Origin of the sequence: Streptomyces sp. NPDC018610 (genome assembly GCF_044391765.1) — a bacterium.
Lineage (GTDB): Bacteria > Actinomycetota > Actinomycetes > Streptomycetales > Streptomycetaceae > Streptomyces.
On the sequence record NZ_JBISAL010000013.1, the window covers coordinates 120,041 to 135,164 of the forward strand.

At 74.5% G+C, this 15,124-nt stretch carries 13 protein-coding genes; 10 read left to right on the forward strand and 3 right to left on the reverse strand.

The genetic code is table 11. The annotated features are described in order from the left end of the window. Nucleotides 1-109: 109 nt before the first annotated feature. The gene (locus ACH5A8_RS29985; RefSeq protein WP_399007101.1) at nt 110-1,363 is read right to left on the reverse strand and encodes an MFS transporter; all 1,254 of its coding nucleotides are present in this window, start codon (nt 1,361-1,363) and stop codon (nt 110-112) included. Between the two features lie 187 nt (nt 1,364-1,550). Here ACH5A8_RS29985 and ACH5A8_RS29990 point away from each other — a divergent pair, with 187 nt between their 5' ends. From ACH5A8_RS29990 to ACH5A8_RS30035, 10 genes are all read left to right on the forward strand, one after another. After that, on the forward strand, nt 1,551-2,708 hold the full coding sequence (locus ACH5A8_RS29990; RefSeq protein ID WP_399007102.1) for an NAD(P)/FAD-dependent oxidoreductase: 1,158 nt from the start codon (nt 1,551-1,553) through the stop codon (nt 2,706-2,708). A gap of 243 nt (nt 2,709-2,951) precedes the next feature. After that, nucleotides 2,952-3,212, forward strand: a complete 261-nt coding sequence (locus ACH5A8_RS29995) for a (2Fe-2S)-binding protein (protein WP_399007234.1) — start codon at nt 2,952-2,954, stop codon at nt 3,210-3,212. Next, on the forward strand, nt 3,193-4,686 hold the full coding sequence (locus ACH5A8_RS30000) for an NAD(P)/FAD-dependent oxidoreductase (RefSeq protein ID WP_399007103.1): 1,494 nt from the start codon (nt 3,193-3,195) through the stop codon (nt 4,684-4,686). The genes ACH5A8_RS29995 and ACH5A8_RS30000 overlap by 20 nt, the downstream gene beginning before the upstream one ends. An 86-nt stretch (nt 4,687-4,772) precedes the next feature. Then, on the forward strand, nt 4,773-5,675 hold the full coding sequence (locus ACH5A8_RS30005) for a dihydrodipicolinate synthase family protein (RefSeq protein ID WP_399007104.1): 903 nt from the start codon (nt 4,773-4,775) through the stop codon (nt 5,673-5,675). 39 nt (nt 5,676-5,714) lie between these two features. Next, the gene (locus ACH5A8_RS30010; protein ID WP_399007105.1) at nt 5,715-6,716 is read left to right on the forward strand and encodes a proline racemase family protein; all 1,002 of its coding nucleotides are present in this window, start codon (nt 5,715-5,717) and stop codon (nt 6,714-6,716) included. 139 nt (nt 6,717-6,855) lie between these two features. Next, nucleotides 6,856-7,566 carry a GntR family transcriptional regulator gene (locus tag ACH5A8_RS30015; RefSeq protein ID WP_399007106.1) on the forward strand — a complete coding sequence of 237 codons (711 nt, stop codon included), beginning with the start codon at nt 6,856-6,858 and terminating at the stop codon, nt 7,564-7,566. A 384-nt stretch (nt 7,567-7,950) separates the two neighbouring features. Next, nucleotides 7,951-10,392: a M9 family metallopeptidase gene (locus ACH5A8_RS30020; RefSeq protein WP_399007107.1), complete on the forward strand. Its 2,442-nt coding sequence runs from the start codon at nt 7,951-7,953 to the stop codon at nt 10,390-10,392. 186 nt (nt 10,393-10,578) lie between these two features. Beyond that, nucleotides 10,579-11,484: a LysR family transcriptional regulator gene (locus ACH5A8_RS30025; protein WP_399007108.1), complete on the forward strand. Its 906-nt coding sequence runs from the start codon at nt 10,579-10,581 to the stop codon at nt 11,482-11,484. A 143-nt stretch (nt 11,485-11,627) separates the two neighbouring features. Next, nucleotides 11,628-12,191: a cysteine dioxygenase gene (locus ACH5A8_RS30030; RefSeq protein ID WP_399007109.1), complete on the forward strand. Its 564-nt coding sequence runs from the start codon at nt 11,628-11,630 to the stop codon at nt 12,189-12,191. Between the two features lie 158 nt (nt 12,192-12,349). Continuing rightward, nucleotides 12,350-13,345, forward strand: a complete 996-nt coding sequence (locus ACH5A8_RS30035) for a YeiH family protein (protein WP_399007110.1) — start codon at nt 12,350-12,352, stop codon at nt 13,343-13,345. Nucleotides 13,346-13,372: 27 nt separating this feature from the next. Here ACH5A8_RS30035 and ACH5A8_RS30040 read toward each other — a convergent pair whose 3' ends face one another. Beyond that, a complete protein-coding gene (locus ACH5A8_RS30040) occupies nt 13,373-13,822 on the reverse strand; it encodes a DUF523 domain-containing protein (protein WP_399007111.1) in 450 nt (149 codons plus the stop codon). Between the two features lie 189 nt (nt 13,823-14,011). Then, nucleotides 14,012-14,755: a hypothetical protein gene (locus tag ACH5A8_RS30045; protein ID WP_399007112.1), complete on the reverse strand. Its 744-nt coding sequence runs from the start codon at nt 14,753-14,755 to the stop codon at nt 14,012-14,014. Nucleotides 14,756-15,124: the final 369 nt, after the last annotated feature.

The window sequence follows — 15,124 nt, forward strand, 5'->3', positions numbered from 1 at the left end:
TCGCGGCGCGAGGTGACACCGGCCGCGCGACGCGGCGGCCGGCCCGCGTCGGCGATGTCCGGCCCGGCTCGGCGACGTCCGGACGGGCGGCCGCCCGACGCGGTGAGGGTCAGCCCGCGCTCTCGCAACGGTCGTTCCCGATGACGCGGTCCACACGGTGGGCGTCCGGGACGCAGAGATTGAGGACGGCCGCGGCGACGATCAGGCCGGCGCAGGCCAGGAGCACGGTCCGGTCGTCCCAGGTGTGGGCCGCGAGGGCGGTGAGGAGGTAGCCGAGGGGGATGGCCAGGCGCTCCCCGACGCCGTTCAGGGCGCTCATGCGGCCCTGCTCGGCGACGGGCACGTGCCGCTGGAACGCGGTGGTCCAGGCGACGATCGAGATGTCGAGCCCGATGCCCGCGAGCAGCGCGGCCGCCAGGACCGCGGGCAGCGGCGCTCCGCAGCCCATGGCGGTCAGGGGCAGCGCGAGCGCCCCGCCGGAGGCGATCGCCCAGGCGAGCAGCCGGCGGGGTCTCCAGCGCAGGCACACCAGCGCCCCGGCCAGCAGCCCGCAGGCGATGGCCGCCTGCACCAGGCCCCAGTCGCGGGCCCCGGCGTAGTGCCGCGCGGCGACGACGGGCCCGAGGAGCTGGTAGCCCGTCAGCCAGGCCGCGACGAGCACGGTCCCGGCGGTCGTGTAGGTCCACAGCCAGGTGCGCGACCGGAAACCGGCCCAGCCCGCCCGAAGGTCGCCCAGCACTCCGGTGGCGACGGTGAGCGGTGCGTCCAGCCGCAGGCCGAGGAGCAGGAAGGCCGCGACGGCGAAGCTGACCGCGTCCCAGGCCAGCGCCCACGCCGCGCCGCCGGCGGCGACGACGAGTCCGCCGACGACCGGCGCCAGCACCTTGACCGCGTTGCCCGGCAGCCTCAGCAGCGCGTTGGCCCGTTGCAGATGTTCGGCGGGCACGATCTGGGCGACGGCGCCCTGGGCGGCGGGCACGATGAAGGACGCCGCGGTCCCCGAGACGAAGCCGCACACGGCGATGGACGCGGTCGTCGCCCGGCCGGCGCCCACGGTCACCGCCAGCACGCCCTGCGCGGCGGCGGCCAGCAGGTTGCCGAGGAACAGGATCCGGCTGCGGGAGAGGCGGTCCGCGAAGAGGCCGCCCGCCAGCAGGAACACGATCGTCGGGACGGTGTTCGTGGCGAGCACCAAGCCGAGGGACCCCGCTCCCCCGCCCTGCTCGATGACGGAGTAGGCCAGCGCGAGGGGAGCCATCGCGGACCCGGTCGCGGAGACGAGATTGGCCGACACGAACCGCCGGAAGGCCGCCACGGGAAACGGCGTGCCGCTGATCGCGGGTGACTTTGTGGCGGTCTTCATGATCTCCCTCATGCTCGGCGCAGCGAGCACCCTAGCGCTGCGACCGCCAGGTTCCGGAGCCGTCGGCCGCCGGCGCCGGCATGTGGCCGGAACGCGGGACGGATGGCCAAAAGAGGGCCGACGGTATGCCGGTCATGTGCGTGACGCACCCTTGGCCCGCAGAGAAGCATGTGACATTGTACTGAGCATGGATGAGGTCTTCGACGTGGTGGTCGTCGGCGCCGGGGCCGTCGGCGCCGCGTGCGCGTACTACGCGAGCCGGGCCGGGCTGTCCGTGGCGGTCGTCGACCGCGGCTCGCCGGCCGGCGGCACCACCGGGGCGGGCGAGGGCAATCTGCTGGTCTCGGACAAGGAGCCGGGCCCGGAACTGGAGTTGGCCCTGCTCTCCGCCTCCCTGTGGCGGAAGATCGCCGCGGAACTCGGCGACCGCGTCGAGTACGAGGCGAAGGGCGGCGTGGTGGTGGCCGCCGACCAGGCCGGTCTCACGGCGCTGCGCGAACTCGCCGCACGGCAGGCGGAGTCCGGGGTCCGGATGCGGACCGTTCACGGCGACCGGCTGCGCGAACTGGAACCGGCTCTGGCCCCCGGACTCGCGGGCGCCGTCCACTACCCCGAGGACGCCCAGGTCCAACCCGCCCTGGCGGCGGCAGAGTTGCTGCGCCGGGCACGTGAGGCGGGCGCCCGCTGCCACTGGGGCGAGACGGTGACCGGGATCCGCACGGGTCCCGGGGGCGCGGTGCGCGGCGTACGGACCGACCGCGGACGGCTGTCGGCCGCCGCCGTGGTCAACGCGGCGGGCGTCCTGGGCGGGGAACTCGCCTCGGCCGCGGGCGTGTTCCTGCCGGTGCTGCCCCGCCGGGGCTTCGTCCTGGTGACCGAGCCCGTGCCGCGCGTGGTCCGGCACAAGGTGTACGCCGCCGATTACGTCGCCGATGTCGCCAGCGGCACGGCCGCGTTGCAGACCTCCCCGGTGGTGGAGGGGACCCCGGCCGGACCACTGCTCATCGGCGCCAGCCGGGAACGGGTCGGCTTCGACCGCACCCTGTCCACCGAGGCCGTACGGCGGCTGGCCGCGGGCGCGGTGCGGCTCTTCCCCGTGCTGGCCGGGCTGCGGGCACTGCGCGTCTACTGCGGTTTCCGGCCCTACCTTCCCGATCACCTGCCGGCGATCGGGCCGGACCCGCGGGTCCCGGGACTGCTGCACGCCTGCGGGCACGAGGGCGCCGGCATCGGTCTCGCCCCCGCGACCGGCCTGCTGATCAGCCAGATGCTCATCGGACAGCGGCCGTCCCTCGACCCGGCCCCCTTCCGTCCCGAACGGTTCGCTCCCGCGCCGGCCACCTGACCGGGCCGCACGGATTCCCGCGAGAGCCACCCACCGGTCCCCGAGGAGACTTCCATGGCACACACCCCGGACGACCCCGACGGCACCCCCAGCACCCCCGGCACCCCCGGCACCCCCGGCACCCCCGGCGAACCTGCCGGCGTCTCCACGGCCGACACCACCAGGGCCGGCGACGCCACCGAGGCCGGCGGAGTCGGCGGTGTCACCGGCACCCCGGCGCCCACACCCGGCACGGGTCCGCGGCTGGAGTTCGACGGGCGGACACTGACCGCGCTGCCGGGGCAGAGCGTCGCCGCGGCCCTGTGGGCGGCGGGCGTCATGTCCTGGCGCACCACCCGCCGCACGGGGCGCCCGCGCGGCGCCTTCTGCGGCACGGGCGTCTGCTTCGACTGCCTGATCACCGTCAACGGGCGTCCCAACCAACGGGCCTGCCTGGTCCCGGCCCATGACGGGGACGTCCTCACGACCCAGGAAGGACACGGCCATGCCGACCTCGCCGACTGACCTGCTCGTGATCGGCGCCGGCCCCGCCGGACTCGCCGCCGCCGTCACCGCCGCAGACCACGGCCTCACCGTGGCCCTGGTCGACGCCGGCACCCGCCCCGGCGGCCAGTACTACCGGCATCCCCCTTCCCGGACGGGGCCCGCGACGCGGACCGGCCCCGCGACCGGAACCCGGGCCCCCTGGCATCCCCCGCACGACTGGTCCGCCTTCCTGCACTGGTCCCGCCGGCTCGCCGCCCACCGGCACACCGGCCGGATCCGTCACCTGGCCGACCACCACGTGTGGTCCGTCACCCGGCAGCCGGCCGGAACACCGGCGGCCTTCCGTGTGCACACCACCCCCACGGACGCCGCCCGCCCCGACGGCTCCGCACCTGCCGCCCACATCCCCGCCACCCCCATCGACACCCGCGCCCTGCTCCTCGCCACCGGCGCCCACGAGCGGCAACTTCCCTTCCCCGGCTGGACGTTGCCTGGTGTGGTCGGCGCCGGTGGCGCGCAGGCCATGCTCAAGTCCGGGCTGGTGCTGCCCGGACGCCGTGTCGTCGTGGCCGGCAGCGGCCCGCTCCTGATGGCCGTGGCCGGCTCGCTCGCCGCCGCCGGGGCCCGGGTGCCCGCGGTGGTCGAGGCCGCCGGATACCTGCGCTACGCCCGCCACGGCGGCGTCCTCGCCGGCAACACCGGCAAGCTCGCGGAGGGCGCGCGATACGGCGCGCTGCTGCTGCGCCACCGCGTGCGGGTGCTGACCCGCAGCGCGGTGCTTGAGGCGCACGGCACGGACCGGGTGAGCGCGGTGACCGTGACCGCCGTCGACCGCGAGTGGCGGCCGGTGCCCGGCACCCGCCGGCGTATCGCGTGCGACGCCCTCGCCGTGGGACACGGCCTGGTGCCGCAGCTCGAACTCGCCACCGCGCTCGGCTGCCGCACCCGTACGACACCCGACGGGCCCGCAGCCGTCCAGGTCGACGGCGGCCTGCGCACCAGCGTGTCCGGCGTCTGGGCGGCCGGCGAGACGGCCGGGGTCGGCGGCGCCGAACTCGCTCTGGTCGAGGGCGAACTCGCGGCCCGGACGGCCGCCGCCGAACTCGGCGCCCCGGGCGCGCGGGCCGCCCTCACCGCGCGGGAGGAGGACCTGTGCCGCCGCCGTGACCGGCTGCGCGGCTTCGCCGAGGTCATGGCCCGCGCCCACCGGCCGGGTCCGGGCTGGACCGGCCGGCTCACCGACGACACCGAGGTGTGCCGCTGCGAGGAGGTGCCCGTCGCCCGGATCCGCGAGGCGGTCACCGAGCTGGGCGCGAGCGACGTACGGACGGCCAAGCTGCTCACCCGGGCCGGGATGGGCTGGTGCCAGGGCCGTATGTGCGCGGACGCGGTGGCGGCGCTGACCGCGCCCGACGGCCTCGGCACGCCCGGCGCGGCCCGCCGCCCGCTCTCCTGCCCCGTCACCCTCGGCGAACTGTCCCGCCTGCCCTGAACCTCCCGCTCCGGCCTTGGACCGTTCGCGCCGGCCCTTCGCCGCTGCCGCCAAGTCCCCATATCTGCAGAGGAGTTCACCGACTCATGGCCGCAAGCACCCGTATCCGCCCATGGCACGGCGTCATGGTCGCCACCGCCCTCCCGCTGCGCCCGGACCTCTCCGTCGACCACGACGCGTACGCGGAGCACGTACGCGCGCTCATCGACGCCGGCTGCGACGGCGTCGTGCCCAACGGCTCGCTCGGCGAGTACCAGACGCTCACCGGCCAGGAGAGGCTGCGCGTCGTGCGCACCGCCGTCGAGGCGGCCGGCGACGGGAGCCGTGTCATGCCCGGGGTGTCCGCCTACGGCAGCGGCGAGGCCCGCCACTGGGCCGAGCGGGCCGCCGAGGCCGGGGCCGGGTCGGTCCTGCTGCTGCCGCCCAACGCCTACCGCGCCGACGACGCCGCCGTACGCGCCCACTACCGCGAGGTGGCCGCCGTGGGCGTGCCGGTGGTGGCGTACAACAACCCGCTCGACACACATGTCGACCTCACACCCGCTCTGCTGGCGACCCTGCACGGCGAGGGAAGCATCGTCGCCGTCAAGGAGTTCAGCGGCGACGTGCGCCGCGCGTACCGGATCGCCGAGCGGGCGCCCGGACTGGATCTGCTGATCGGGGCCGACGACGTGGCGCTGGAGCTCGCCCTCGCGGGCGCGGTCGGCTGGGTCGCCGGCTTCCCCAACGCACTGCCCGGGGCCTGCGTCGCCCTGTACCGGGCCGCCACCGGACAGGACCTGGACCTCGCGCTCCCCCTGTACCGGGCGCTGCACCCGCTGCTGCGCTGGGACTCCAGGACCGAGTTCGTCCAGGCCGTCAAGCTGGCCATGGACGTCGCCGGCCGGTACGGCGGCCCGTGCCGTGCGCCCCGTACGCCGCTTTCGCCCGAGCAGGCCGCCGAGGTGCGCGCCGCCACCGAGAAGGCCCTCGCCGAGGGCCTCGGCTGACCGTCCTCCGGCCCTCACTTCCCACAAGGGGGAACGCCCATGCGCAGCCGCCACGTGTTCCACGTCGTGGACTCCCACACCGAAGGCATGCCCACCCGCGTCGTCACCGGCGGGGTGGGCGTCGTCCCGGGGGCCACCATGGCCGAACGCCGCGTCCACTTCATGCGGCACATGGACCACCTGCGGACCCTGCTGATGTACGAGCCGCGCGGCCACGCGGCCATGAGCGGCGCCGTCCTCCAGCCGCCGACCCGGCCGGACGCCGACTGGGGTGTGCTGTTCATCGAGGTGTCCGGCTGTCTGCCGATGTGCGGGCACGGCGCCATCGGCGTGGCCACCGTCCTGGTGGAAACCGGCAGGGTCGCGGTGACGGAGCCGGTCACCACCGTGCGGCTGGACACTCCGGCCGGTCTGGTCGTCGTCTCGGTCGCGGTCCAGGACGGGGCCGCGCGCGAGGTGACCCTGCGCAACGTGCCTGCCTTCGCGGTCGGGCTGGACCGCCGGGTGGACGTGCCCGGGTTCGGCGAGGTCACCTACGATCTCGCGTTCGGCGGCAACTTCTACGCCGTGCTGCCGCTGGACGCGCTGGGGCTGCCCTTCGACCGGGCCCGCAAGGACGACATCCTGCGTGCCGGGCTCGCCGTCATGGACGCCGTCAACGCCACCGATCCGCCCCGCCATCCCGAGGACCCGGCCATCACCGGCTGCCACCACGTCCAGTTGCTCGCCCCCGGGTCGAACGCCGTCCGCTCCCGGCACGCCATGGCGATCCGCCCGGGCTGGTTCGACCGCTCCCCGTGCGGCACCGGCACCAGCGCGCGCATGGCGCAGCTGCACGCCCGCGGCGAACTCCCCCTGGAGCGCGACTTCTTCAACGAGTCCTTCATCGGCACCTCGTTCACCGGCCGGCTGGTGGCGAAGACCCGTGTCGCCGGCCGGCCGGCGGTGATCCCCACCGTCACCGGCCGGGCGTGGCTCACCGGCACCGCCCAGTACTTCCTCGACCCCACCGACCCGTTCCCCGAAGGGTTCCTGCTGTGACCGCCGTCCCCGCCCGGAACGTCCGGCACCCTCACGCCCCGCCCTGAGCACCGTAGACCGCCACCGCACCCCTCCACGGCACAACGTGACATTGTATGCTGGGAGATCACCGGACGGCGGCGCGCACGGAGGAACGAAGATGCCTCATCTGGAACCGCGGGTCATCTCCGTCCAGACGCACCTGCGTGATCAGGTCGCCGACGCGCTGCGCGCCGCCCTCATCGCCGGTGAACTCCGCCCCGGCGTCATCTACTCCGCGCCCACCCTGGCGGCGGAACTGGGCGTCTCGGCGACCCCGGTCCGCGAGGCGATGCTGGACCTGGCCCGGGAGGGCCTGGTCGAGGCGGTCCGCAACAAGGGGTTCCGGATCACCGAGATGACCGACCGGGACCTCGACGAGTTCACGGAGATCCGCACCCTGATCGAGGTGCCGACCGTGGGCCGGGTCACCGCGACGGCCGGCACCGAACAGCTTGAGGCCCTGCGGCCGCTGGCCCAGCAGATCGTGACGGCGGCCCGGAAGGGCGATGTCCTCGGGTACCTGGAGGCCGACCACCGCTTCCACCTGGAGCTGCTGGGCCTGGCCGGCAACGACCGCCTCGTCGAGGTGGTCGCCGACCTGCGCAAGCGGTCGCGCCTGTACGGTCTGGGCAGTCTGAACGAGACGGGACGTCTGGTCGCCTCCGCCCAGGAGCACGTCGACCTCCTCGATCTCATGCTGGCCGGTGAGGCCCGGGAGGCGGAGGACTGCATGCGCCGCCACCTCGCCCACATCCGCACCCTGTGGGCGGACGGCCGTTCGGACACCGACGAGCAGCAGCCGGCCCTCCGCCTGGGCGGCCGCCGGTAGAGCGACGCCGCCCCGACGCGACGACGGTGGTGCGACCGCCGAGGCGCTTCGCGCCGTCCTAGGCCCGGTCCGGCCCGGAGCGGGCGGGACCGGCCCCAGCACCGCGGCACTGTCAAGTCCCCGACGTCACCAGGGCGTTCACCCACCGGTTGTCTCTGTCTCGAACAGAGTCCTTCCCTGCACCATGTGACCTGTGCAATGGTACATGGCACAGGTCGTGCGCACGTCAATGAATGCGGGGCCCCCGCACTCGATGTCCTCGCCTATCGGCCGCGCTCCCGTCCGCCTCCGGACCGGCGCGGCCCACTCCCCCGGACCACGACCCGCACGGCACATCCCATCGGCCACGCAGCCGCGCGGCCCGACCCCACATGGGAGGCATTCGTGAGAACCACACCCGTCCGGCGAAGTCTGGGCGCGGCGCTGCCGCTCGCCCTGGCCTGGGCCATGGGCGCGGGCCTGCTCGCGCAGCCGGCCCAGGCCCGGACGAACTCCGCGGCGGCCGTGGCCCGTTCGGCACCGGCGACGGCTGACCGGAGCACCCGGGACACCCAGAACACCCAGGACGACGTCCGGAACACCCGGGCCGTCGCGAACACCCGGGGCTCGGGGGAAGCGCGCCCCGCCCCCCTGGCGCAGTCCGCCGCTGCCACCGCCACCGAGCACGTCGCCGCCGGCCGCCTGAAGCCGTCCGGACTCCCGCCGCTGTCCGCCGGCAAGGACGCGCTCAAGGAGTCCTACGACCGGTCCGTGACCCCGCCGAGCAGGCCCGCCGACCACCGCGGGAGGGCGACGGAGAAACCGACGGGCAAGCCGACGGGAAGGGTGTCAGCCCCGTCAGCCCTGGCCGCCGCGAAGGCCGCCGCCTGCGACCCGGCCGACTTCACCAGCCGCACCGGCGGTGAACTCGTCCGGCAGATCAGGGCGTCCACGACCGACTGCGTCAACACGCTGTTCGACCTGAACGGCGCCGACGCGTACAACGCCTTCCGCGAGGCGCAGATGACCACCGTCGCCCAAGCGCTGCGTGACAACTCCGCGAGCTATCCCGGCGATCCGAGCACCGGCACCCCGCAGCTGGTGCTGTACCTGCGCGCGGGCTACTACGTCCACTGGTACGACCCCGGCACCGTGGGCGCCTACGGCAGCGCCCTGCGGACCGCGATCCGCTCGGCGCTCGACGCCTTCTTCGCGAGCCCGCACTCGCGCGACGTCACCGACGCCAACGGCGAGACGCTGGCCGAGGCGGTCGTCCTGATCGACAGCGCCGAGGAGAACGCGCGCTACATATACGTCGTCGAACGGCTGCTGGCCGAGTACGACGCCTCCTGGAACTCCTCTCGGTACATGCTCAACGCGGTCAACGACGTCTACACGGTGACCTACCGCGGCCATCAGGTACCCGAGTTCGTCAGCGCCGTCCAGGCCGACCCGGGTCTGCTCGACGCCCTGTACTCCTTCGCCGCCGCGCACACCGGTCTGCTGGGCACCGACCAGGCGTATCTGACCTCCAACGCCGGCCGGGAGCTGGGGCGGTTCCTGCAGCACCCGGGCCTGCTGGCCAAGACCCGTCCCCTGGCCGCCGGACTGCTGGCCAAGAGCGCGATCACCGGCCGCACCGCGCCGCTGTGGGTGGGCGTCGCGGAGATGACGGACTCCTACGACAAGGCGAACTGCTCCTCCTACGGCACCTGCGACCTCCAGGCCCGCCTCAGGAGCGCGGTACTGACGGCCGATCACACCTGCGGCGCGGGCATCCGCGTCCTCGCCCAGCAGATGACCCCGGCCGAGCTGAGCTCCACCTGCGCCGGTCTGCGGAACCAGGACGCCTACTTCCACGGCGTCGTCCGGGACAGCGGCCCCGTGGCGCACGACGCCAACAGCACCATCGAGGTCGTGGTCTACGACTCCAGCACCGACTACCAGACCTACGCCGGCGCGATGTACGGCATCGACACCGACAACGGCGGCATGTACCTGGAGGGCGACCCCGCCGCCGCCGGGAACCAGCCCCGCTTCATCGCGTACGAGGCGGAATGGCTGCGGCCGGACTTCCAGATCTGGAACCTGAACCACGAGTACACCCACTACCTCGACGGCCGCTTCGACATGTACGGCGACTTCGACGCCGGCGTCAGCACCCCGACCGTCTGGTGGATCGAGGGGTTCGCCGAGTACGTCTCCTACTCCTACCGGGGCGTCCCCTACCCCGAGGCGACGGCGGAGGCCGGCCGGCACACCTACGCGCTGAGCACCCTGTTCGGCACCACGTACGGCGACGACACCACACGTGTCTACCGCTGGGGCTACCTCGCCGTGCGGTACATGCTCGAACACCACCGGGCCGACATGGACAAGGTGCTCGGCTCCTACCGGACCGGCGACTGGAACGGCGCCCGCGCCTATCTCACGGGCACCGTCGGCACCCGCTACGACAGCGACTGGTACACGTGGCTGGCGTCCTGCGCGGCCGGCGACTGCGGCGGCCCGACGGTCCCCGAGTGCACCGGCACGGACACCCGGGAGCTGGGCAAGGACTGCCGGCGCGACGGCCAGAGCGCCGGCACCGGGGCCTACGCCTACCTCTACCTCTACGTCCCCGCGGGCACCGGCCGGCTGACGATCACCACCTCCGGCGGCACCGGTGACGCCGACCTGTACTACAGCGGCAGCGGCTGGCCCACCGCCGAGGAGTACACCGACCGCGCCACCGGCCCCGGCAACGCCCACACCCTGACCGTCACCGACCCTCCGGCCGGCGCGAACTACATCAGTCTGCGGGCGGTGGACGGCTTCTCCGGGGTCTCCGTCACCACCGGCTACTGACCGGTTCTGACCGCGCGCGGAGCCCTCACTCCCGTACGCGGAACGGGATCCCGTGGCCCGGAGACCTCCCGCACGCCGAGGTCCCCGGGCCGCACCGCGCCCCCCGATGCGGCAAAAGGGCGCCGTAGAGGCCACAGAAGGAGCCCGCTTCGGCCCGTACCCCAAGTTCTGCTTATGATTCGAGGCGTGTTCGATTCACGGCACATCAGGACCTTCCACGCGGTGGTGAACGCCGGGACGTACTCCGGGGCCGCCTCGGCGCTCGGCTATACGCAGCCGGCGGTCACCCAGCAGATGAAGGCGCTGGAACGCTCCGTGGGCAGCCCGCTGTTCATCCGGGTGGGCCGGCGAATGCGGCTGACCGAGGCCGGCGAGACGCTGGCCCGGCACGCGGCGGCCATCCTCGACAGCCTGTCCGTGGCCGAGGAACAGGTCACGGCGATCACCCGGCTGCACAGCGGCCGGGTGCGGATCTGCGCCTTCCCCAGCGCGAGCGCCACCCTCGTCCCCGAGGCCCTGGCCCGTCTCGCCGCCGACCACCCCGGGATACGGGTGAACCTGCTGGAGGACGAGCCGCCCGACTCGCTCCAGCGGCTCGCGCGCGGCGAGTGCGACATCACGCTGGCCTTCACCTACCCCGGTCCGCGGGAGGCCGTGCCCGACGAGGTGGTGGAGATCCCGCTGCTGGAGGACCAGCTGACGGTGCTGATGCCGATCGGTCACCCGCAGGCCCGGCGACGGGCGGTGCGGCTCGCCGACTTCGCCGACGACCGCTGGATCGCCGGATGCGCGCGCTGCCGCACCCACTTCCTGCACGAGTGCGCCGAACTGGGCTTCGCCCCCGACATCGCCTTCACCACCGATGACGGCCTGGTCGTGCAGTCGCTGGTCGCCGAAGGCCTGGGCGTCGCCATGATGCCGAGCCTCGTGCTGTCCTTCCTCAGGCTCGACCGAGTCGCCGGCCGGGCCCTGGAACCGGCGGTGCGCCGCCGGATCTCGGCCTACGTGCTGCGCGAGCACCTGCGGATCCCGGCGACCGCCCTGGTGGTCGAGACGATCAAGACCGTGGCCGAACGCCGCGTCGGCTGCTGACCCGCCGCACGCCGGCCACGCACCACCGCGGGCGACCGGCGCGCAGAGGCCGCGGCCCGCACCCGCATCCATAAGCGCCGCTTGGGCGGAACCGAAGAAACCGTCGTTGGACGCGAGGTCCCGCGAGGCCGGACGCTGCCAGCATGACCACTTCCAAGGCCCGGACGCGCACGGCGGCGACCACTCGCCTCGACCGTCTCGTCCACGAGGTGAGGGAAACAGTCGGGCGCGGCCTGCCCCACGATCGCACGGCCCGCCTGGTCGGCGAGTGTCTCGCGCCGCACCTCGGCGCCGACGACCTGCTGACCGACCGTCAGCGCGAGGGCGACCCCGGCCACTACCGCCAGCACGTCCTGCACGCCGAGCCGGACGGCAGCTTCTCGATCGTCTCCCTGGTCTGGCTGCCGGGCCAGCGCACCACCGTCCACGACCACGTCTCCTGGTGCGTCACCGGCGTCCATCAGGGCCGCGAACACGAACGCCGCTACGCGCTGGTCCCCGGCCCGGCCGGCGCCCGGCTCATCGCCACCGCCGACGTCGTCAACGAGCAGGGCGACGTGTGCGGCTTCGCACCGCCCGGCGACATCCACCGCGTCCGGAACGCGGGACAGGACAAGGCGATCTCCCTGCACGTCTACGGAGCCGACATCACCCGCCTGGGCACCAGCGTCCGCCGCACCTACGAACCGCCGGCCGGCGAGCGGTGACCGGGCGCGGCCCGACGACCGGGAGCCCGACCCGCACGCGGCAGCAGAGCACCACCCCGACGCACGGCCGGAAGGAGAGCACCGCCCCGGCGGCCCCCCGGACGCCTGAGCGGCGGCCCACGGCCGGCGGCGCCCGCGCCGAGCTCCCCGGCCTGGCGATGGCCGCCCTCGGGGTGGCGCTGGCCTGGACGGCGCACCGGCTGCTGCCCGCCGTGCCCATGCTGACCGCCGCCATCGTGCTCGGCGTCGCCGCCGCTCACCTGCCGCGGCTGCGCGCCGTCGTCCGGGGCGCGGCACGCCCCGGCCTCACCTTCGCCGGCAAGCGCCTCATGCGGGCCGGTGTCGTGCTCCTCGGACTGAGCATCGGCCTCGGCGACGTGGCCGGCCTGGGCTGGGAGACCGTCGCGATGGTGCTGTGCACCGTCGCCGCGACCTTCGGCGGCACGGTGTGGCTCGGCCGTCGTATGAAGCTGCCCGGCGATCTGCCGCTGCTCATCGCGACCGGTTACGCGATCTGCGGCGCCTCGGCCATCGGCGCCATGAGCGACGTGTCGGACAGCGAGGAGGAGGACGTGGCCACCGCGGTGGCGGTGGTGACGCTGTGCGGCACCCTCGCGATCGTCGTCCTGCCGCTGCTGCGGCAGCCGTTGGGCCTCGACGCCACGCAGTTCGGGCGCTGGGTGGGCGCGGGTGTGCACGACGTGGGCCAGGTGGTGGCGACCGCCCAGACCGCCGGGCCGACCGCCCTGCGCGAAGCGGTCCTCGTCAAACTGATCCGGGTGGCGATGCTCGCACCCCTGGTCGCCGCGGTCGGACTGTCCCTGCGCCACCGCCGGGCGGGCGCGGCGGCGGCCGGCGCCCCCACCGCGCCGAGCGGCGCACGCGGCGGCCGACGGGCCCCGATCGTGCCGCTCTTCGTCGCCGGCTTCCTCGCCATGACCGCGCTGCGCTCCACCGGCCTGCTCCCGCGGACCGCCCTCACCGCCGCCCACCAGGTCCAGGAACTCCTGCTCGCCGCCGCCCTCGTGGGCCTCGGCAGCGCCGTCCACCTGCCGTCCCTGGTGCGCGGCGGGGGCCGGGTGGCGGCGCTCGGCCTGTGCTCCTGGGTGGTCATCGCCGGCGTCTCGTACGGCGGCGTGCTGCTGACGGCGTGAGCCGGAACCCTCGGCCGCCGTACGGTCTCACATCCCGGGTGCGGGCCGTACGGCGATGCCGGCCCGTTCCAACAGCGCCGCCGTCACTCCGTCGCCGGGCGTCAGCGCGCCCGTGAACGAGCCGTCGTACACCGCGCCCCGGCCGCACGACGGGCTGCGCGGCATGAGCAACGCCTCGGCGCAGCCCGTCTGCCGGGCCCTCTCGAGCGCGCTGCGGGCCCCGTCCAGGAACCGGGCCGTCACATCGCGTCCGGTGTCGTCCACGACCCGCGCCGCCCCGTCGAGCACGTCGTGCCCGTCGCCGCCCACCAGCTCCGCGGGCCGGCGCGGTGTCGCGAGGCCGCCGGCGACCTCCGGGCAGAAGGGGACGACCTCACGGCCGGCCACCGCCTCCGCGAGCCCCGGCACCGCCTTGTGCCGTCCGTCGAACCGGCACGGCACACCCCGCAGACACGCGCTGACCAGAACCGCTTCCATACCGCCAGCCCAAGGGCGAGGGATCGGAAGCCGGGCCGGTGGGACGGGGCGGTGTCGTCCCGGGTGACATCCGGTGATTCCGCGATGGTCACCGGCGATCCGCGGCGAGAAGCGACAGTCATCCGAAAAGGCGACGGCTCCGCCGCACACCGCGGCGGAGCCGTCCTTCGCACGGGTGACGCCTCGGCGTCACCTCACGCAGCCGGGCTTCGGGAAGGCCGTCGTGGTGGCGGGGTGGCCGCCGCCCTCCATGTCGGTGACGAGCACGGGCGCGGAGCCCGAGGGGCTGACGATACGGGCGACGAAGCCGGCGCTCGCGGGCAGCGCCGGCCTCGCACGGTCGACGACGCCGCCGAAGCGCGTGCCGTCGCCGGCGTCCTCGAAGAAGGCCTGCGGGCCGGTGGGGCCGTTGCTCAGCACGGCGACGGTCCCGGCTCCGACGGGGGCCTCCTTGATGATGGTGCAGCCCCGTGCGTCGGGGGTGCCGGCCTTGGGGAGCGCGTAGGTCGTGGTGCTGCCCGCGGCGGTGCGCACCCCCAGCGCGGGAGCGGATCCGGTGACGCCCGTCAGCTCCAGGGACAGGCCGCCCTGCCGGGCCGTGCGGTGGGTGGAGTCGAGCTTGGCGAGGACGCGGGACATGTACGCGTCGCCCGGCTTCCAGTGCGCCGACTCGGCGCGGATCCACGCTTCCGGGCCGCCCGCCTCGGGGTCGTCGCGCAGGACGGCGACCATGTTCCCGCCGATGGCCACGGCCTTGCCGGCGTAGCGGGCGCCCGGGTCGGTGCCGACCGCGCCGGCGACGGTCCGTGCTGTGGTCCGTGCGGTGGCGGCCGAGGCCGTCGCCGCGGGCACGACGGCGGTGGCCGCGAGGGCGCCGGCGAGCGCCGCAGTGGCGGCGGTCAGGACACTGCGGCGGGCGATGGCGATGGGCATCGAAAGCTCCTGGTGCGTGGCCGTGGAGAAGAGGGGTCTTGATGCCGCCCCTCGTCGAACGCGTCGTGTCCGGTGATCGACGAGGCTGGGGGGTGGCGGCTGAATGGATGTTAAGTAGCCGAAGTCGACGGCCGGTTCCTGAAAGTGTCACAGAAGACCGACCGCAAGCGGAATGCCGATCTCCACGACACGCCGCGTGAAGGCGTGCGTCACCGCCACTCGGGCGCCGCCGCGGATCCGGCCGACGCGGATCGTGCCGCGGAGCGCCTCCGCACACCACCATGGGCGGCCCCTCCCGCGCCCGCAACACGAAAGGCCCGCCCCGTGGGGCGGACCTCGGTGCGGGTGTGGGCGGCCTCCGGAGACGGA